This is a genomic window from Nocardioides sp. NPDC054178 (assembly GCF_055585005.1).
On sequence record NZ_JBVJKY010000001.1, the window covers coordinates 480,203 to 497,962 of the forward strand.

19 protein-coding genes are annotated in these 17,760 nt (G+C 64.5%); 17 read left to right on the forward strand and 2 right to left on the reverse strand.

The window, feature by feature from the left end:
- Positions 1-77 precede the first annotated feature (77 nt).
- Both ACZ6WN_RS02320 and ACZ6WN_RS02325 read right to left on the reverse strand, forming a co-directional pair.
- Entirely contained in the window at positions 78-248 is a 171-nt protein-coding gene (locus tag ACZ6WN_RS02320; RefSeq protein WP_168381080.1) for a hypothetical protein, read from the reverse strand.
- Between the two features lie 193 nt (positions 249-441).
- Positions 442-1,329 (reverse strand): spermidine synthase, encoded by an 888-nt coding sequence (locus ACZ6WN_RS02325; RefSeq protein ID WP_465862449.1) that lies wholly within the window; start codon positions 1,327-1,329, stop codon positions 442-444.
- A 126-nt stretch (positions 1,330-1,455) separates the two neighbouring features.
- Between ACZ6WN_RS02325 and ACZ6WN_RS02330 the strand changes: the two genes are divergently transcribed.
- From ACZ6WN_RS02330 to ACZ6WN_RS02410, 17 genes are all read left to right on the forward strand, one after another.
- Complete coding sequence (locus tag ACZ6WN_RS02330) at positions 1,456-2,805, forward strand: RDD family protein (protein ID WP_465862450.1); 1,350 nt, start codon at positions 1,456-1,458, stop codon at positions 2,803-2,805.
- Positions 2,806-2,869: 64 nt separating this feature from the next.
- The gene (locus ACZ6WN_RS02335) at positions 2,870-7,375 is read left to right on the forward strand and encodes an FtsK/SpoIIIE domain-containing protein (RefSeq protein ID WP_465862452.1); all 4,506 of its coding nucleotides are present in this window, start codon (positions 2,870-2,872) and stop codon (positions 7,373-7,375) included.
- A 112-nt stretch (positions 7,376-7,487) separates the two neighbouring features.
- Positions 7,488-7,775 carry a WXG100 family type VII secretion target gene (locus ACZ6WN_RS02340; RefSeq protein WP_008356184.1) on the forward strand — a complete coding sequence of 96 codons (288 nt, stop codon included), beginning with the start codon at positions 7,488-7,490 and terminating at the stop codon, positions 7,773-7,775.
- Between the two features lie 326 nt (positions 7,776-8,101).
- Positions 8,102-8,389: a WXG100 family type VII secretion target gene (locus tag ACZ6WN_RS02345; protein ID WP_141791345.1), complete on the forward strand. Its 288-nt coding sequence runs from the start codon at positions 8,102-8,104 to the stop codon at positions 8,387-8,389.
- 130 nt (positions 8,390-8,519) lie between these two features.
- Complete coding sequence (locus tag ACZ6WN_RS02350; protein ID WP_091043302.1) at positions 8,520-8,822, forward strand: flagellar protein FlgN; 303 nt, start codon at positions 8,520-8,522, stop codon at positions 8,820-8,822.
- Between the two features lie 57 nt (positions 8,823-8,879).
- On the forward strand, positions 8,880-10,112 hold the full coding sequence (locus tag ACZ6WN_RS02355; RefSeq protein ID WP_465862454.1) for a hypothetical protein: 1,233 nt from the start codon (positions 8,880-8,882) through the stop codon (positions 10,110-10,112).
- Between the two features lie 150 nt (positions 10,113-10,262).
- On the forward strand, positions 10,263-10,793 hold the full coding sequence (locus ACZ6WN_RS02360) for a hypothetical protein (RefSeq protein WP_465862455.1): 531 nt from the start codon (positions 10,263-10,265) through the stop codon (positions 10,791-10,793).
- A gap of 20 nt (positions 10,794-10,813) precedes the next feature.
- Positions 10,814-11,401 (forward strand): protein TPRXL, encoded by a 588-nt coding sequence (locus tag ACZ6WN_RS02365; RefSeq protein WP_465862456.1) that lies wholly within the window; start codon positions 10,814-10,816, stop codon positions 11,399-11,401.
- 39 nt (positions 11,402-11,440) lie between these two features.
- Positions 11,441-12,148: a hypothetical protein gene (locus tag ACZ6WN_RS02370; RefSeq protein WP_465862457.1), complete on the forward strand. Its 708-nt coding sequence runs from the start codon at positions 11,441-11,443 to the stop codon at positions 12,146-12,148.
- 39 nt (positions 12,149-12,187) lie between these two features.
- The gene (locus ACZ6WN_RS02375; protein WP_465862459.1) at positions 12,188-12,613 is read left to right on the forward strand and encodes a hypothetical protein; all 426 of its coding nucleotides are present in this window, start codon (positions 12,188-12,190) and stop codon (positions 12,611-12,613) included.
- Between the two features lie 323 nt (positions 12,614-12,936).
- Entirely contained in the window at positions 12,937-13,224 is a 288-nt protein-coding gene (locus ACZ6WN_RS02380) for a WXG100 family type VII secretion target (RefSeq protein WP_141791345.1), read from the forward strand.
- 336 nt (positions 13,225-13,560) lie between these two features.
- Complete coding sequence (locus ACZ6WN_RS02385; protein WP_141791345.1) at positions 13,561-13,848, forward strand: WXG100 family type VII secretion target; 288 nt, start codon at positions 13,561-13,563, stop codon at positions 13,846-13,848.
- 96 nt (positions 13,849-13,944) lie between these two features.
- Complete coding sequence (locus ACZ6WN_RS02390) at positions 13,945-14,241, forward strand: flagellar protein FlgN (protein WP_160025811.1); 297 nt, start codon at positions 13,945-13,947, stop codon at positions 14,239-14,241.
- A 94-nt stretch (positions 14,242-14,335) separates the two neighbouring features.
- A complete protein-coding gene (locus ACZ6WN_RS02395) occupies positions 14,336-15,430 on the forward strand; it encodes a hypothetical protein (protein ID WP_465862460.1) in 1,095 nt (364 codons plus the stop codon).
- Positions 15,431-15,483: 53 nt separating this feature from the next.
- A complete protein-coding gene (locus tag ACZ6WN_RS02400) occupies positions 15,484-16,113 on the forward strand; it encodes a hypothetical protein (RefSeq protein ID WP_465862462.1) in 630 nt (209 codons plus the stop codon).
- A complete protein-coding gene (locus tag ACZ6WN_RS02405) occupies positions 16,106-16,819 on the forward strand; it encodes a hypothetical protein (protein WP_465862464.1) in 714 nt (237 codons plus the stop codon). Before ACZ6WN_RS02400 ends, ACZ6WN_RS02405 begins: the two co-directional genes overlap by 8 nt.
- A complete protein-coding gene (locus ACZ6WN_RS02410; protein ID WP_465862465.1) occupies positions 16,782-17,462 on the forward strand; it encodes a protein TPRXL in 681 nt (226 codons plus the stop codon). Before ACZ6WN_RS02405 ends, ACZ6WN_RS02410 begins: the two co-directional genes overlap by 38 nt.
- Positions 17,463-17,760: the final 298 nt, after the last annotated feature.

Genomic DNA, 17,760 nt, shown 5'->3' on the forward strand with positions numbered 1-17,760 from the left:
GAAATTGGCGAAGGCCCGGCCGTCGTCGGCCGGGCCTTGCGCAACGGGATCGCTGGATCCCCTCAATCAGCTGCTGGTCACGCGGACCAGCGCACCGAGTCGTCGACGAAGTCGGCGAACACGTGAACACCGCGCAGGTCCTGGCGCTCGTCCATGAGCTTCGTCAGGGCACTGGCGTGACGGAACTTGAGGCTGTGCTGCTTCGCGGCACTGTTGGCCTCAGGCTGGGTGGCGGTGAGTGTTTCCATCGAGGTCCCCCCTACAACGGATAGATGGTGTGCATCGTGGTTTGTTCTGCGCATCAAGCATCCCGCCCGCAAGTCGCAAGCAGGTTGTTTGAACGTTACAAGCCGGTTTCGGTAAAAGAAATGGCTGTCGATGCCTGTCGCGGTATCTGCCGAGCGATAGGGCCGAATCTCGCTAGACAAAGGCGATGGGGGCTCAGTCCGCGGCGGATCTGAGCGTGTCGACCGCCTGGCGGGCCTGCTCGAGGAGCCGCAGCGCGGCGCTCGCGTCGGGAAGGTTCGGCTCGGGGGACCAGAGCTGGTCGGTGTCGCTGATCGGATCGGCTCCGTCGATGATCGGGTCGAGGTCGGTCACCAGCGCGCCCTTCGACGGGTCGCCGGCGAGCGACGAGCGGATCTCGTCGCCGTCGATCGGGGACGCCGAGGCGATCAGCGTGGCGTTGCCGAACCTCGCTCCCGCGAGCGCGGAGCCCTGCACGATCATCGCGACATGCCCGAAGACCGTACGCAACGTGGCGAGCTCGCGACGGGTGAAGAGCAGCTCGGGGCCGGCGACGGAGTTCAGCACGAGCCGGCCCTCCTCGCGCAGCGCGCGGCGTGCCGCGGTCATGCACTCGAGCGAGGTGAACGCCGGCGGGATCCGGTTGCCGACGAAGACGTCGATGACGATGGCGTCGTGCTCCGGGTCGGGGTGAGCCTCCAGCCACGAGCGTGCCTCTGCGGTCTCCATCGTGATCCCGGAGGGAAGCGGGAACCGTGACCTGGTGAGCTCGACGAGCGCGGGCTCGAGCTCCACGACCGTCTGCCTGGCCGCGGGCCACCGGTGGGCGACCGCACGGGGGAGAGCCAGCAGCGCCCCGCCCAGGTGGGCGGCGCGGCGCGGTGCCCGATCCCCGAGCGCAGCCAGCATCCACCGGATCGAGGCGAGCTTCGGCGGTAGCGCCGGGTCTTCGCCGAGGTGGGACTGGGCGACGCCGTCGATCTGGATGGCCCAGCCATCCTCCTTGCGTACGAGATCGGCGGTGCTCCCGTCCGAGAAGACGATGCGCTCGAGACTCCCGGATGGCCCGGAGGGTGTTGACATGCGTCGATCCTCCCAGACACCATCGCGCCCGAGCCGGGACATTCCGGTAACCTGCTGGCGTCGTTGGTCAGCGCCGCAGTTCTCGGACGTCGGGACTCGGATATCGGGCGTGAGGGAGTTCTTGCGGTGGAGATATGGGAGGTCGCCGAGCATGACGACCGGATCGAGGGTCTCACCGCCGATGGAAAGCCGGACCCGGCCTACGCCGCCTCGCTCGGACTGAAGGACGCGCCGCTGGGCCGTCGTGCCGTCGCGGCCGCCGTCGACATCGTCTGCTACCTGCTCCTGCAGGTCCCCTATCTCGTCTTCACGCTCCCGCTGCTGCTGAAGCTTGCCCAGGGCAAGTTCGGCTTCGCCCGGTTCCTCAGCCACCCCGACTTCATGCTGGCCGCGATCGCCGGTGGCGCGACCGTGTTGCTGAGCCTGATCTTCGTCATCGTCCAGATCGTCTTCCACGGCCGCCGCGGGGTCACGCTGGGCAAGTCCGTCGCCGGGATCCGCTCGATCAACGTCAAGACGCTCGAGCGACCGGGCGTCGGCCGCGCCTTCCTCCGCGCCCTGGTGCTCTGGGGCTCCGGGATCATCCCGATCGCCCCGATCGCCTTCCTCGCCTCGCCGCTCTTCGACAAGGAGGAGCGCAACCGCGGCTGGCACGACAAGGTCGCCGAGACCTGGATGGTCGACGTACGCGCCGGCCTCGACCCCTATGACGAGAAGCGGATGCGCATCGCCCGGAAGACGGTCGCGGCCGCGCCCGTCGCGGAGCGGAAGTCGCTGCCGTCGCTCAGCACCCCCAACGACCACGACGCCGGCAGCTACCGCCCCGCCGGGCGGGTCAGCGCGGGTGTGCTCGGCGTATCCCGCCCGAAGGCGAAGCACGACGAGACCGGTGCCTCGCCCGGTGGCGCGCTCGCGACCCCGCCGTCGGGACCGGTCGCACCGACGCCGGTGACCCCGTCGATCCCGCCCTCGCGCGCGACGCCGGGCCAGGGCCAGACGGTGCCCCCGCCGCCGCCCACCCCGACACCGACGCCGTACCCGGCACCGGCCCCGACGCCGCCGGTTCCGACGCCACACCCGACGCCCGCGCCGACGCCGCACGCCACCCCGGCTTTCACGCCTCCGCCCTCGTCCGGCGGTCAGCCGCCACGCGAGCGGGGCATCATGCTGAAGGTCGACTCCGGCGAGCGGATCCCGGTGACCGGCCTGGTGCTGGTCGGCCGTGACCCGGCTCTGACGGAGAACACCCTGGGTGCGCGTACGGTCTCGATCATCGACGTGTCGGTCTCGAAGACCCACCTGTCGCTGCGCCCCAGCGGCGACGGCGTCGAGGTCACCGACCGCGGCTCGACCAACGGCACCGTCGTGATCCACGAGGGTGCGACCCGACGACTGAACGCCTGGGAGCCGGTGCTGGCACCGGTCGGCGCGATGATCCGCTTCGGCGACCGCTCAGCCCTGGTGCGCCGCGGGTGACGCGGCCCCATCCGCACGATCTTGCTGCATGGTCTTTCAGGCACGTTGACGAGGGGAACGAAGGATGAAGGTCAAGCTCACTCTGCACCGGCCCGGTGTCGCGCCTGCGGATGTGATCGTCACGGCCGACTCCACGGCCACCGCCGGTGACGTCGCTCGGCACATCGCCGACGCGGACCCGGCGCGCTCGATCATCGCGGGCGAGCACGACGTCTTGACCCTGGCGGTCGCCCCGCCGACCGCGGAGCGGATGGAGCCGCTCCAGCACGACATCCCCATCGGTGAGGCTCCGATCGGGTCCGGGTTCGCCGCTGCGGTGGTCAACTTGGGACCGGACAGTGAGGCGACCGGCTCGCGGCGCAAGAGTGTCGGCGTGCTGCGGGCGATCGACGGGCCGGTGCGCGGCCAGGCGTTCCCGCTGGTCACGGGCCATGCCTCGATCGGTCGCGGCCCCGAGAACGAGATCGTGCTCGCCGACCCGATGGTCTCCAAGCGTCACGCCCGCATCGAGGTGGACCGCTCGGTCGAGCTGGTCGACCTCAACTCGGCCAACGGCGTCGTCGTCGACGGCACCCAGGTCTCCCGCGTACGTCTGGCGCCGGACACGCCCGTCGTCATCGGCAGCACCACGCTGGTCATGCAGCTCTCGGCCGACTTCCTCTCCGCCGTCGAGGACCCGGTCCTCGAGCGCGGTGGTGGTCTGCTCTTCAACCGCAGCCCGCGGGTCGACGTCCGCTACCCCGGCACCGAGCACCCGCCGCCGTGGATGCCGACCGAGATGCAGAAGAAGCTGTTCCCGTGGTTCGTGCTGATCGCGCCGATCATCATGGCGCTCTCGATCTACGCGATGACCGGTCGCGCCCGGGCGCTGCTGCTGGTTGTGATGACCCCGATGATGGCGGTCGGCAACTACATCAACCAGCACCGCCAGGCTGGCGCGAAGCAGGACCACGAGATCGAGCTCTTCGAGCGGCAGTTCGAGAAGCTGGAAGAGGTCTTCTACCGCAGCAAGCCCGAGGAGGAGCTGGCGCGCAACGAGGAGGTTCCTGCGGTCGCGGAGGTCTTCGAGCAGGCGATGCAGCTCGGTCCGCGGCTGTGGACCAGGCGTCCCGAGCACTGGAACTTCCTGGCCGTACGTCTCGGCACCACCCGCGCGCTGTCGCGCAACTCGATCGCGGAGCGCGACACCCAGAACGGCCTGCCCGAGTTCATCGAGCGGATCGACCGTCTGAAGGAGCGCTACAAGTACGTCGATGACGTACCGCTGCTGGAGTCGCTGCCCGCGGTGGGCTCCGTCGGTGTCGCCGGCCCGGCCGGCCCGGCGGCCGACGCGATGCGCGGGCTCGCGGTGCAGCTCTTCGGCCTGCACGCGCCCAACGAGGTCGTGACCGTCGCCTTCGCCGACCCCGACTGGGTCGAGGAGTTCGAGTGGCTCAAGTGGCTGCCGCACACCACCTCGGAGACCAACCGGTTCAAGGACATGCCGCTGGCCGACTCCGCGCCGACCGCCAACGCCCTGCTCAGCGCGCTGGAGGAATACATCATGCGCGCCGGCCGGACCGCGGAGCACCGCGGCCCGTTCGCCGAGAAGTGGAACCCGATGCAGTACGGCACCGACGTCGCTCGGGCCGGCGAGGAGACCAACGCGCGGGTGCAGGTCTCCATCATCGTCTTCGTCACCAACGACGCTCCGGTCGACCGGGCCCGGCTGGTCCAGGTCCTCGAGCGCGGCGCCGACGTCGGCGTACACGCGGTCTTCCTCTCCTCGACCGTCGAGGCGCTGCCGGCCGTGTGCCGCAGCTTCCTGGACGTCAGCAACGGCCTCGAGCGCGCCACGGTCGGGCTGGTCCGCAACGGCGACCTCTACGAGGGCGTGACCGTCGAGGGCGTCTCCAACGCCTACATGGACATGTTCGCCAAGCGGCTCGCGCCGGTGGTGGACGCGAGCACCGTCGTCCACGACTCCTCCGACCTGCCCAACTCGGTCGGCTTCCTGTCGCTCGTCGGCAACGAGGTCGCCGAGGACCCGCACTCCGTGGTGGAGCGCTGGCGGCAGAACAACTCGATCATCGACCGCTCCGACCGGCCGCGCCCGCGGTTGAAGAAGGCCGGAAACCTGCGCGCCATCATCGGCCAGGGCGCCTCGGACGCGATGACCCTCGACCTGCGTACGCAGGGCCCGCACGCCCTCGTCGGCGGGACCACCGGTGCCGGTAAGTCCGAGTTCCTGCAGGCGTGGGTGCTCGGCATCGCCTCGGCGCACTCGCCCGACCGGGTGACCTTCCTCTTCGTCGACTACAAGGGCGGCTCGGCCTTCGCGGACTGCATCGAGCTCCCGCACTGCGTCGGTCTGGTGACCGACCTGAGCCCACACCTCGTACGCCGCGCGCTGACCAGCCTCAAGGCCGAGCTGCACTACCGCGAGCACCTGTTCAACCGGAAGAAGGCCAAGGACCTCCTCGAGCTGGAGAAGCGCCAGGACCCGGAGTGCCCGCCGGCGCTGGTGCTGGTCATCGACGAGTTCGCCGCGCTGGCCGGTGAGGTCCCGGAGTTCGTCGACGGAGTTGTCGACATCGCTCAGCGAGGCCGTTCGCTCGGCATCCACCTGATCATGGCGACCCAGCGTCCGGCCGGTGTCATCAAGGACAACCTGCGGGCCAACACCAACCTCCGCGTCGCGCTGCGCATGGCCGACGAGACCGACTCCAAGGACGTCGTCGACGACCCGATCGCCGGCACCTTCCCGCCGTCCCTGCCGGGCCGCGGCATCGCGAAGACCGGCCCGGGTCGCCTGACCCCGTTCCAGTCGGCGTACGCCGGTGGTTGGACGCGCGACGACGAGGTCGTCACCGCCGATGTGAAGGTGGCCGAGCTCAAGTTCGGTTCGATCACCGAGTGGGAGCCGGAGCGTCCGCCGGAGAGCGACTCGCACGACGAGGACCTCGGCCCCAACGACCAGAAGCGGATCGTGGCCACCCTGATCAAGGCTTCGGCCACCGCCGGGCTGATGACCCCGCGGCGCCCGTGGCTCGACGATCTCGCCTCGGTCGTCGACATGCGCGACCTCCCGCTGGAGGGCGACAGCCAGATCCTGCTGGGTCTCGCCGACATCCCCGAGCGGCAGCAGCAGAACGCGACCTACTTCGTCCCCGACCGCGACGGCTCCCTGCTCATCTTCGGCTCGTCGGGTTCGGGTAAGTCGACGCTGCTCAAGACGATCGCGACCGCCGCCGGTGCCCGGCCGGAGCTCGGCCGGGTCCAGGTCTACGGCCTGGACTTCGCCTCCGGTGCGCTGGGCGCGATCGAGCGTCTCCCGCACGTCGGCTCGATCATCGACGGCGACGACGCCGAGCGGCTGCAGCGGCTGATGCGCACGCTCGAGCGGGAGATGGACCGCCGCTCGGAGCTGTTCTCCAAGGCCGCGGCCGCGAACCTCAGCGAATACCGCGAGATCGCCGACCAGTCGATGCCGCGCATCCTGCTCCTGATCGACAACTACCCCGAGTTCAAGAAGGAGTGGGAGATCGCCGCCGGCCGCGCGCCGTTCTACCAGTCCTTCATGCGGGTCCTCGGTGAGGGCCGCCCGCTCGGCATCCACGCGGTCATCACCGCCGACCGGTCGGGGTCCGTCCCGACGGCGGTCTTCGCGAACATCCCGCGCCGTGTCGTCATGCGGCTCTCCGACCCGAGCCAGTACGTGCTGGTCGGAGCACCCAAGGACGTACTCAACGAGCAGTCGGTGCCCGGCCGTGCCGTCGTCGACAAGGCCGAGGTGCAGCTGGCTGTGCTGGGTGGCACGACCAACGTCGCCGAGCAGACCAAGGCTCTCGACGAGCTCGTCTCCCAGCTGCGGGCTCTCGGTGTCCCGGAGGTCGGCGAGATCGGTGCCCTGCCGACGAAGATCTCCAGCAGGGACCTTCCGGCTCAGGCGAACGGCCAGCCCGTCTTCGGTATCTCCGACGACACCCTCTCGGCGCGCGGCTTCGACCCGATCGGGTCGTTCATCATCACCGGCCCGCCGCAGTCGGGCAAGACCAACGCCCTCAAGGCGCTGGTCGAGTCCGTCGAGCGCTTCGACCCCGAGGTCAAGCTGTTCCACCTCGGTAGCCGTCGTGCCCTGCTCGGCGACTTCCGGCCGTGGGTACGCAGCGCCACCCGCCCCGACGACGAGAAGGTGCTCGTCACCGAGCTCGCCGAGATCGTCGCCGACGAGTCCTTCCCCGGCCGCATCATGATCGTCGCCGAGGACATGACCCACCTGGCCGACGGCCCCGCCGACCGCCCGATGCGGGCCCTGCTGCAGGCGATCAACAACTCCGACCACCTCTTCGTCGGCGACGCCGACGTCACTCGGGCCGGCGGCGGCTCGGGTGTCATGGGTGAGTGGAAGGCCGCTCGCCAGGGCATCGTGCTCAAGCCGGACACCTACGACGGCGACACGCTGTTCAAGGTTCCGTTCGGCAAGCTCAAGCGCACCGACTTCCCCGCGGGCCGCGGAATCTTCGTCCAGGCCGGGCGCATGGTGACCATGCAGATGCCTCTGGCGAGCGACTCCGAGAACTCAGGATGAATCTGACAACGAATCTCTTTTTACCCTTCACAACCTCGTGACGGGTGCCCTACGGTGGCCAGCGGCGTTTACTTACGTCAGGTAATGAAATCGCGGGAGAGGGCTAGGATCGATGACTGATTTCGGGGCAACCTACGACGAGATGACCGGCACTGCCGACAAGCTCGACCAGGGCAAGGACACGATCGAGTCGGCGCTGGACGAGTGCCAGGGCTACGTCGACGAGCTGGTCCAGGACGGCTTCAAGACGGAGAAGGCGTCGGGCAAGTTCCAGGACGGCTACACCGAGATGACCACCGGCCTCAAGGACGCCATCGCCGGTGTCGAGGACATGGCTCAGGCTCTGCGTGACATGGCCACGGCGATCCAGGACCTGGACTCGCAGCTCGCCGGCGGCTGAGCCGCAGGGCTGGTCAAGATGGTGGGCAAATTACGGCCCACCATGACCCGTCTCGGTCGATTGCCGCGGTGTCGGCGCCCGCCGGCGCGCACCTGCGACCGCCTCACCGAGATTGCTTCAAACTTTACTTTCGGAGATGTTTAGAACTCGACGGAGCGGGTAGGACTACCGCGACGACGTTGATTGCCCGGATCTCGGACCACACCCGGGAAACGGTGTCGGCTCGTTGGGTTCACGCTTCACGACCAGGTGATGCGTGAGTGATGGTGACGAACGGCGCCGCAATGGGTGTCGTGTCATGAAGATTGCGGGAAAGGCAATGATCGATGAGTGACTTCGGGGCAACATACGACGAGATGACCGGCACTGCCGACAAGCTCGACCAGGGCAAGGACACCATCGAGTCTGCACTTGATGAGTGCCAGGGTTACGTCGATGAGCTGGTTCAGGACGGGTTCAAGACGGAGAAGGCGTCGGGCAAGTTCCAGGACGGCTACTCGGAGATGACCACGGGTCTGAAGGACGCCATTGCTGGTGTCGAGGACATGGCGCAGGCTCTGCGTGACATGGCCACGGCGATCCAGGACCTGGACTCTCAGCTCGCCGGCGGCTGATCCATAAAGTCGCCCAGATGGTGGGCTAGCGCCTGCTAGCCCACCATCTCTCCATTTCTTTCTCTTGATCACGCGCTGCGAGGACAACACTCGACGGCGTGCTCAGTAACCACGTGAAGGGTGCACAGCCATGGCGGATATCTTGATCAAGATCTCTGAGCTCGAGAAGGTCAAGACGTCATTGGACTCGATTGTCGACGAGTTCGAGAACGCTACTGACAGCTCCGAGGACCTCGAATCTGACATCGGCGATCCGTTCGACATGAGCGACCTGCGCGACAAGGCCTGTGACTTCGAGGAGCGCTGGGACGACAAGCGCAACGACCTCAAAGACAGCTTGAAGAAGGTCAGTGAGCACATCAAGGGCGTTATCGACGGGATCGAGCAGTGGGACAGCGAGACCGCCCTCCAGTTCGAGCCCAAGAAGAAGTAGAACCCCAAGCCTTTAAACGCTCCTGACGGAAAGGACAACCCCCACATGTTCGGTGGCATGCAGGACTCCCCGAAGGGGCGCGAGATCAAGTCGGTCGAGGGTTCGCCCTCGGGGATCATCGCGCGAGGGTCCGCTATCGAGCGGCTCGGCAAGATGATGGACGCCTCGGCTGACACGCTGCGCGACATCAAGGAGAACACCTTCGCCGGCGGCGAGCAGCAGGGTAAGGCCATCGAGAAGCTTCAGGAGACCATCGGTGACTCCTACAAGGTCCTCGAAGAAGCGGCCGACCTCTACAAGCCTGTTGGTCCGGTGCTCGTCGCCTACGGCGAGATGCTGGAGACCTACAAGCCGCTGATCGACCGCACCGCGTCCTCGTGCAGCGACCTCTGGGACATCTACGACGCCCTGCCCGGTGACAAGGACGACAGCACGACCGAGGACGACGGCGGCTTCCTCGGCATCGGCGACACCGACAAGGAAGAGGCCGCCGACAACAAGGCCAAGAAGGAAGCGTACGAGAACTGGGAGACCGAAGCCGAGGTCTTCGACACCTGGTACGACGTATGGGAGGACGGCTTCGACGCAGCCGTCAGCGGGATCTCCGACGGCCTGTCCGGATCCATCGAGGACGGCTTCTGGGACAACTACGGAGACTTCATCGACGCGGTCTACGAAGTCCTGACGTGGGCCGCTCTGATCATCGCTGTGGTCGCGATCTTCTGCACCGGTTTCGGTGCGCTGGCAGCCATCCTCGCGCTCGCTGCCTTTGCTGTCTCTGCCATCAAGTTCGCCTGCGGGCAGCAGAGTCTGGGGCAACTGGGCCTGGATGCCCTGGCCATCATTCCGATCGGCAAGCTGTCGAACCTGTCCAAGCTCGGCCACCTGGCCAATATGGCGAAGGGCGGCAAGGTGACCGCTCTGTCCAGGACCTGGAAGGCCATGAGCAAGGGTCCGATCGGCGACCTGACGAAGGCAGCGCGACTCAAGGACGCCTTCAAGGTGAAGAGCGGCGCCGAGGTTCTCGAGGGCGTGATCGGTAAGCCCTTCAAGGCATTCCGGACCGACAACCTGAAGATGTACATGGGCAACCTCGACGCCCTCAAGGGTGGTCTGGGCGCGTTCCGGGGCCTGACGAAGGTCGAGTTCGGGGTAGCCCGCTTCGGAGCGACGCTCGGCACCCTCGGCAATGCCGGAAAGCTCACGCAGGGGACGGATCACTTCGACCCCATCCCGATCGACATCCCTGAGATCAAGGTCCCGGGCATGCCTGCCTGGCTTGGTTTCTAGGTTCGGTTCAAGCGCAACAAACGTCTGAGGTGCAGAGTGGCGAAGTGGGCAGTAGAGCTGGTTGACGACCTGGACGTTCCAGGTTGGCTCCCTGTTCCTGAAGGGTTGACACCGACCGAGAGCGAACGGTGGGTCGACGAGACGTCGAGCATGCTCGATGAGCTGGTCGGTACGCCGCGCTGGGATGGTGAGGCGACGACGATCGAGGACATCCGCGGGCTGCTCCAGATGGCCCTCGACGAGCGTGCGACCTCTGATGCGTACGCCCTGTTCCAGGTGTGGCCGGTGATGTCGGCGGCTGCGGTGATGTGCCACCTGCATGTGATGGAGACGGAGTCGGTCCTGGACATGTCGCTATGGGATGGCGTCGTGCACGCGGCCGACGCCGATCACATCGGACCTGGCGCTCAGCTGTCGTCGCGCAAGGAGCTGAACTTCGAGGGTGGCTCGGTCATCATCGAGTCGGTGAACTTCGCGTTCAGCGATGGTGAGGCGCTCCTGCTGCTCGGCGTGGACGAGTGCATTCCGCAGCTGACGACCTCGGTCGTTCGCGGACTGGTGGCGCTCAAGGACATACTTCGGATGGTCCGCGAGGACGGGAAGGTGTTCGAGTCGGTTCCTCTGCGCGGAGTGCCGGTGGACGAGGCTTGGCCGATCGCGACAGATGGGGCGACGCTGTGAACCTACGTGAGCAACTTGGCGTGCGTAAGACCGTGGACTTCGAGATCGACCTCCCGCGGGGGTGGGCTCGTTTCGACATCGATGGTGGCCACGACGAGCTCCTCAGCGGGATGAAGAAGCGGTTCATGGAGGGTCACCGCCCCGACCTGTTCGCCGAGGCGAAGGCCATGTTCGACAAGGCCTTCGACGGGATGCGGAAGAACGACGTCTTCGCATTCTTCGCGCCGGCAGGCGAGCAGCCGGACGGCGCCGTCGTCCTGCCGGCCTCGATCAACGCTTCGATCCGCACGGGCGAGCCCGGTCAGTCCTTGGACAAGATGGCCCACAACGCCATCCAGAAGTACGGCGCGAAGCCGTTGTTCGGCGACCCGCGCACCCTGCGGTTCGAGCGGGAGCGGACGATCGACCTCGATGGCGAGCCGATCATCAACCACTCCCTGATCTACTTCACCCCGGTCCCCGGCACCCAACGGCGTAGGGCCCTGCAGCTGGTCGCAGCCTTCGCGCGTACGCCGGACGTAGGACCTGACGCGCCCGCGCTGGTCGCGACCCGCGCGCTCCTTGACGCATCCGTCGCTACGCTGCGGTGGAAGCGCGGCAGCGCGTGACGTGGGGACTGATTCCTATCGATTGTGGAAGGCCTGAACTTGCTGTCCTTTGACAAGGGCCCGTCGGCGCAGGAGTGGGCACGGTCTGCCGACGTCGCCACCCCGGTCAAGTGGGGTGACCTCGAGAAGCAGATCATCTCGGAGCGGCTCACCCCGAGCGGAGACGAGGGTGCGCCGAACTGGCTCCTCGGCGTGCTCATGGTTCCGATGTTGACGGTGCTCGGTGCGTTCCTGCTGGCGCCGGTGCTCGCGGCCGGCTTGGTCGCATGGGCAACCACGACGGAGGACGCTTCCGCCCAGGGTGATCTGACGCTGATCGCGACCTTCCTGTTCGTCATCTCGATCGTCGTCTCGGCGGCCTGGCTCAGCATGTGGTGGCAGACGCGTTCCCGGTCGGTGATAGCGATCGTCTCGGGTCTTGTGGCGACCGTGTCGGTCGTGGTCACCTTCGTCGTCGGGAAGTCCTACGACGGCGATCTTCCCGGGGACTGGCTCGAGTGGTCGGCGTTGGTCGCCGGCCTGCTCGGTCTCGCCCTGACGATCCTCCAGTTCGTGTCGAAGTCGGAGCATCGTGCGGGCGTGCCGAAGAGCGATCGTGCGCAGCGGCGCTACAGCGCCGCGCGCGAGGAGGTCCTCGACGTGCTCAGCCAGCGCGGGATCGTAGAGCTGACCCCGGATCAGCGTCATCGGATGCAGCGAATGCGCGTCGGAACGTGGCACAAGTTCGATGCTCAGGGGCGCGTGTAGATTCACGGCTTTCATCCATCTAGGTAGCAAAGGGTTCACGTGGGTTCGGAACGAGCGAGAAGTGCTGACCTCGATGTCACCCCGGAGGCGGCCTTCCAGGCTGCTCTCGGCGTTGCACAGCACGAGAAGAAGTACGAGATCAGGGCCGTGCACAATGAGGGCCAGGCCCTGATCATCAGGCAGAAGACCAAGGCCCTGTCGTGGCCGAAGGTCATCATGCTTCGAGTCCACCAGAACGGGTCGGGGTCGTCGGTCAACGTCCTGGTCCAGAACATTCCGGGCGGGCCGACCGCCCTGCTCGATGGTGTCTTCAACGGAAAGATCGCCGAGAAGTACCTCACGGGCATCCAAGGTGCGTTGGACGGAACCGTCACCGCTCCGGCAACCGCAGTGACTTCCCACTTCGTTCGTGACGACGGCTCCGAGGGCTCGTGGGATGACCCGGACGAGCTCCCCGAGTTCTGAGGTCACTCAATTCCGTGACTCGGGCTGCGACACACCTTGGCCTGTCGCGCGACCGATGTGCGGTTGGCGCCGGTAAGGTGATCGGCTGGTTCTGGTCGCCCGTATCCCGTGCTCTGGTGCGCCTTGCGGGATATTTCGGTTGTGTCGTGACGGTCTCATCGGCGACCCAGCGGATGCCGCTGGCGGGCGTGAACGAGAACTCTGTATGAAGATGACAACGAATCCGTTATTGCGCTTCACAAGCTTGTGAGGCGTGACCTACGGTGACCAGCGGCTGCCCATTGGGGCACCGTGCAAATAAATCGCGGGAAAGGCAATGATCGATGAGTGACTTCGGGGCAACATACGACGAGATGACCGGCACTGCCGACAAGCTCGACCAGGGCAAGGACACCATCGAGTCTGCACTTGATGAGTGCCAGGGTTACGTCGACGAGCTGGTTCAGGACGGGTTCAAGACGGAGAAGGCGTCGGGCAAGTTCCAGGACGGCTACTCGGAGATGACGACCGGTCTGAAGGACGCCATTGCTGGTGTCGAGGACATGGCGCAGGCTCTGCGTGACATGGCGACCGCGATCCAGGACCTGGACTCCCAGCTCGCCGGCGGCTGAGTCACAGCGTTGGTCAAGGTGGTGGGTCGGCATCTGCGGGCCCATCACCTATCCATCTCGGGTGTCGGTCAGGTGCAGCGGTGTGTCGACTCCCGCTGGTGCACTGCCTCGACCTCCTAACGGGGGCCAGCAGAACTTTACTTTCGAAGGTGTTTAGAACTCGACGTAGCGGGTAGGACTACCGTGACGACGTCGATCGCTCTGATCTCGGACCCGTCCGCGATGACGGCATCGGCTTGTCGGGCTTGCGCTTCACGACCGTGTGACGCGTGACTTATGGGACGAACGGCCCCGCAACGGGTGTCGTGCAATGGAATCGCAGGAAGGTAATGATCGATGAGTGACTTCGGGGCAACATACGACGAGATGACCGGCACTGCCGACAAGCTCGACCAGGGCAAGGACACGATCGAGTCGGCGCTGGACGAGTGCCAGGGTTACGTCGATGAGCTTGTTCAGGACGGGTTCAAGACGGAGAAGGCGTCGGGCAAGTTCCAGGATGGCTACTCGGAGATGACCACGGGTCTGAAGGACGCCATTGCTGGTGTCGAGGACATGGCTCAGGCTCTGCGTGACATGGCGACCGCGATCCAGGACCTGGACTCCCAGCTCGCCGGCGGCTGATCGACATCTTTCGTGGGTGGGACGACCAACTCGTTCGTCCCGCCCCGTGTGTCAGATCTGGCTCGGGCTTGACCGCATATCGAAGGGAAGCGGGCAGTGGCGGACGTCAAAATCAAAATCGAAACGTTGGCGCGGATCTCAGCACAGCTCGAGGCGATCGTCGGCGAGTTCGAGAACGCGACAGACAATTCAGAGGCACTTGAAGCGGATATCGGAAATCCCTTCGACAAGAGTGAGCTTCGCGAGAAGGCGCAGGACTTCGAAGAGCGCTGGGACGATAAGCGAAGCGACCTCAAGGACAGCCTTAAAGACGTTCATGAACATGTCAAGGGTGTCGTTGAGGGATTCGAGAACTGGGACAGCGAAACAGCTCTCCAGTTTCAGACGAAATAGGTCTATTCAACTCCGTTAGGAATCGCCGTCCGACTCGACCGAGTAAAGACGGTGACCTTGTGAAATGTAGATCCGGCGAAGGAGCGCATAAGCCATGGATCCATCCCCTCGGGGCAGGGAAATCAGGACGGTCGAGGGAAATCCCTCGGGAATCATCTCGCGTGGGAACTGGATGGAGACCCTCGGCCAGATGATGAAAGAATGCCATGACACGTTGAAGGACATCGCGGAGCACGACCTCGCTAACGGCGAGATGGACGGCAAAGCGGTCGAGAAACTTCAAGACGTCATCGGTGACTCCTATGACAAACTCGACGAGGCCGCCGAGCTATACACCCCGGTGGGTCCGTTGATCGCGAAGTACGGCGAGGACCTGCAGCACTGGCAACCCCTGATTCTGTCGCAGACCGAGGCATGCAAGGACGCTTGGGCCAAGCTCGAATCTATGCCTGATGCGCCGGCCCGCCTTCCTGGTACTGAGCCGGAGGAGGGCAGTCCTGAGGCCCAACAAGAAGAGGCCGACGCTCAGGCGCGCGAAGAGGCGCAGCGCGAATGGGACGACGCTTCGGGAACCTGGGATGCCTACTACGACTCGTGGGAAGACGCCTACGATGAGGCCGTTAGCGGGATCGGTCACGAGATGTCGGGCAAGATCAAGGATGGCTTTTGGGAAGTCCTTGACGACATCATCGCCGTTCTTGAGTTCATCGGATTCGTGCTGTTCGTCGTCGGCATGTTCGTGGCAGGTCCGATTGCTGCAATCGCATTGATCGTTTCGGCACTCGTCTTCATCGGTAAACTCGCGCAAGCCCTCGGAAATGGTGGGGGCTGGGACGACGTGGCTTGGGCGGCGCTGGACCTGATTCCGTTTGGGAAGTTCGGAAAGATCGGCGACGCCGTGGGTGCCCTGGACGACACTGCCAAGGTGGGCCAGAAGTTTGCCGCTGGATTCAAGGTCGCAGGCGGACTTGACAGTGCTTGGGAGTTCAAGAAGTTTGGCGATGTCATCACCAGCCTTCACACCGGCATGGACATTGCTGACTTCGAGCGCCTCGGATCCTACGGAAAGGTCGCCCTCGCTGGTTTGGAGGTTCAGGGGGCGCTGGCCAAGACGGGTGGTGCCTACAAGAGCGCCGTTGAAGCTGTCAGCGGGGCGGGCGACACGTTCACCGACAACCCGTTCGGGTAAGACTAGGCTGCAGGTCGGGCCGAAGAGAGGCACGGCATATCGTGGAGGCGAAGATGAGTACGTCATGGCAGGTCTCGGGCGTCTACGCGGGAGAGCGTTGGACTGCCGTCCAGTCGCCGACCGCGGCCCCTGACGGTTGGCTCAGCGACGAGGTCAGCCGACTGGAACAGTTGTGGACCGGAACGGACAAGGACGAGGCCGCCCGCGAGGTCACGGAGATTCTCAATGACACCGCCGAGTTGCTAGCGGATCCCAGTATGGTCCTGGCGCTAGTTCATTGGCCCATGTCCGTCCCTGTACCGTGCCGTGTTCGCGTTGCGGTGGCTGATGCGGATGCGCTTGGCCTGGAGGAGTGGCGCGGTCTGGGGTACGAGGTCGATGAGTACCCGGGTTCGTCCCTTGGTCCGGGGATTCACTGTCACGCCACGCGCGATGAGGTCGTTCACGGGTGGCCAGTGCACGTCTCGACTTCGATCTTTGCTTTCACAAACGCGATCGGGAGCGTCATGCTAATCGTTGAATCAGGCGTCCGAGATGCATACCTGGCTACGATGCTGGAGATTCCGCGTATGCTTTCAGAATTGGAAGTATCGCGTGAAGACGGAGAGGTCTTCGTTGCCAATCCTGTTGTTGGCGTAACCAGGAATCAGGCGGACGAGTGGGGGTTTGTGCCGAATGCCTAAGTCTGCCGCACCAAGTCCCGCTGAGTGGGCGACGACGCACCCGAATTTCTCTGGGTTCAGTATCGATGATTTGAACCGTGTAGTCCTTGATTATGCGCAGATCGAACTCGAAGCTGCCGAACGGCGAGCACGTCGGCCCGTGCTGGTTCGCCTCATCGCCAAACTGTTGTTCTTCGTCGCTGTGATTGGTCTCGCCGGACCTATCTTCGCGGCGGTGGTATTCATTGCGGCCAGCAACAGTGGCGAGATGTCAAACGATCCCTCGGTCGTCGGATTTGTTGTCTGCGTCTATGCCGGCTGTGGGTTGGGTTGTGTTTCGCTCCTTTATCGTTTTGTTCCTTGGGTGCGATCATCGCACCGCCAATGGGATCGTTCTCTATTTGGATTCTCAGTAATTGTCCTGGTCCCCACGGTGGCACTACTAGTGGCTGTTGTTGTCAGTGATCCAGCCGTATTCAATCGGTCCATCTTTCTGGTTGCGCCTCTGATCACGTTGCTCCTGAGCGTTGGGGTGATGGTCGCTGAGTTCCGTCTATATTCTCAGCAGAAGCCTCCGGCGGTTGATGTTTCGAGACTGTCTGAGCGTGAAATTCAGGTGCTTCTCGACCTACGCCACAAGGCATTGGAGACGCTACGATCACGCTCGATCGTTTCTTACGACGACTTCGATGAATTCGACCATCATCCGCTTGTTTCGGCCAACTGAAGAGGAATACCAAGTGCCTGGAAGTGACTCGGGTTCGCTGCGTGAGGCTCTCGGCGTGACGCGCGATCCAGAATTCGAACTGAAATTGCCGGACGGCTGGGAACGCCACGTTCCAGATGATGCTGACAAGGCGTCGTTGGATGCGTCGCTGAAAAGGCGCCTGATGTCGGTGAATCGTCCTGACCTGCATGCCTCCTTACGTGTGCAGCTGGATCAGGCGTTCGCCAACATGAAGCAGCAGAGCGTCGTAGCGTACTTCGCGGCGACGAAGGAATCGGAATCGGGTGCTTACCTTCCAGGATCCATTGTTGCGACAATCCGTAGGTCCCCTTCGGGGGAGAGCCTCGATGAGTACGTTACGCACGCAATTCGTGAGTATGGGGCCGAACCGTTGTTCGGCGACAAGAGGTTCATTCGCTTTGAGCGGGAGTCGACCAAAACGGTCGACGGTGGCCCGCTCGATGTGACAACGATCGTATATGTCACGCCTATCCCTGGGTCGAACCGCCGGCGCGGGCTTCAGTTGAGCGCGACCATTGTTCGTGATCCCGAGACTTCTGCGGACGACCGCAACTTCGTCACGTGGAAGACTGCTCTTGATATCTGTGTCTCGACACTTCGCTGGACTTCTCCCGTATTGTAAATCTCGTGTCGCGAATCCCGCGACTGATCGATAACGTCGACAGCGGCCGGACCAGTGAAATGTGGGCGAGTTTGTGACCCGAGATCTCCCGAAGTTTCAGCGTTTGCTCGGGTTGAGTCTGTCGGCCTGGTGTCTCGTATTCGGCCTCATTCACCTGGTGTCGCCGCGGACCTTCTTGGTGACCGTTGTTCCAGTGAGCTCTGGTTTCGAAGAACCTGTGGGGTTCTATGGCTTTGTCTTTGCTGTCTACATGTTGCTCTCCGCTGGGTTGATCGCGCAGCTTTCTGACCAACGGCCG

What these genes read in the sequence shown, in the direction of transcription:
- ACZ6WN_RS02350 (WP_091043302.1), top strand. Translation starts at nt 8,520, where the DNA reads ATGGCGGATATCTTGATCAAGATCTCTGAGCTCGAGAAGGTCAAGACG.
- ACZ6WN_RS02410 (WP_465862465.1), top strand. Translation starts at nt 16,782, where the DNA reads ATGAATTCGACCATCATCCGCTTGTTTCGGCCAACTGAAGAGGAATAC.
- ACZ6WN_RS02345 (WP_141791345.1), top strand. Translation starts at nt 8,102, where the DNA reads ATGAGTGACTTCGGGGCAACATACGACGAGATGACCGGCACTGCCGAC.
- ACZ6WN_RS02405 (WP_465862464.1), top strand. Translation starts at nt 16,106, where the DNA reads ATGCCTAAGTCTGCCGCACCAAGTCCCGCTGAGTGGGCGACGACGCAC.
- ACZ6WN_RS02360 (WP_465862455.1), top strand. Translation starts at nt 10,263, where the DNA reads ATGCTCGATGAGCTGGTCGGTACGCCGCGCTGGGATGGTGAGGCGACG.
- ACZ6WN_RS02325 (WP_465862449.1), bottom strand. Translation starts at nt 1,329, where the DNA reads ATGTCAACACCCTCCGGGCCATCCGGGAGTCTCGAGCGCATCGTCTTC.
- ACZ6WN_RS02335 (WP_465862452.1), top strand. Translation starts at nt 2,870, where the DNA reads ATGAAGGTCAAGCTCACTCTGCACCGGCCCGGTGTCGCGCCTGCGGAT.
- ACZ6WN_RS02340 (WP_008356184.1), top strand. Translation starts at nt 7,488, where the DNA reads ATGACTGATTTCGGGGCAACCTACGACGAGATGACCGGCACTGCCGAC.
- ACZ6WN_RS02355 (WP_465862454.1), top strand. Translation starts at nt 8,880, where the DNA reads ATGCAGGACTCCCCGAAGGGGCGCGAGATCAAGTCGGTCGAGGGTTCG.
- ACZ6WN_RS02320 (WP_168381080.1), bottom strand. Translation starts at nt 248, where the DNA reads ATGGAAACACTCACCGCCACCCAGCCTGAGGCCAACAGTGCCGCGAAG.
- ACZ6WN_RS02385 (WP_141791345.1), top strand. Translation starts at nt 13,561, where the DNA reads ATGAGTGACTTCGGGGCAACATACGACGAGATGACCGGCACTGCCGAC.
- ACZ6WN_RS02400 (WP_465862462.1), top strand. Translation starts at nt 15,484, where the DNA reads ATGAGTACGTCATGGCAGGTCTCGGGCGTCTACGCGGGAGAGCGTTGG.
- ACZ6WN_RS02395 (WP_465862460.1), top strand. Translation starts at nt 14,336, where the DNA reads ATGGATCCATCCCCTCGGGGCAGGGAAATCAGGACGGTCGAGGGAAAT.
- ACZ6WN_RS02380 (WP_141791345.1), top strand. Translation starts at nt 12,937, where the DNA reads ATGAGTGACTTCGGGGCAACATACGACGAGATGACCGGCACTGCCGAC.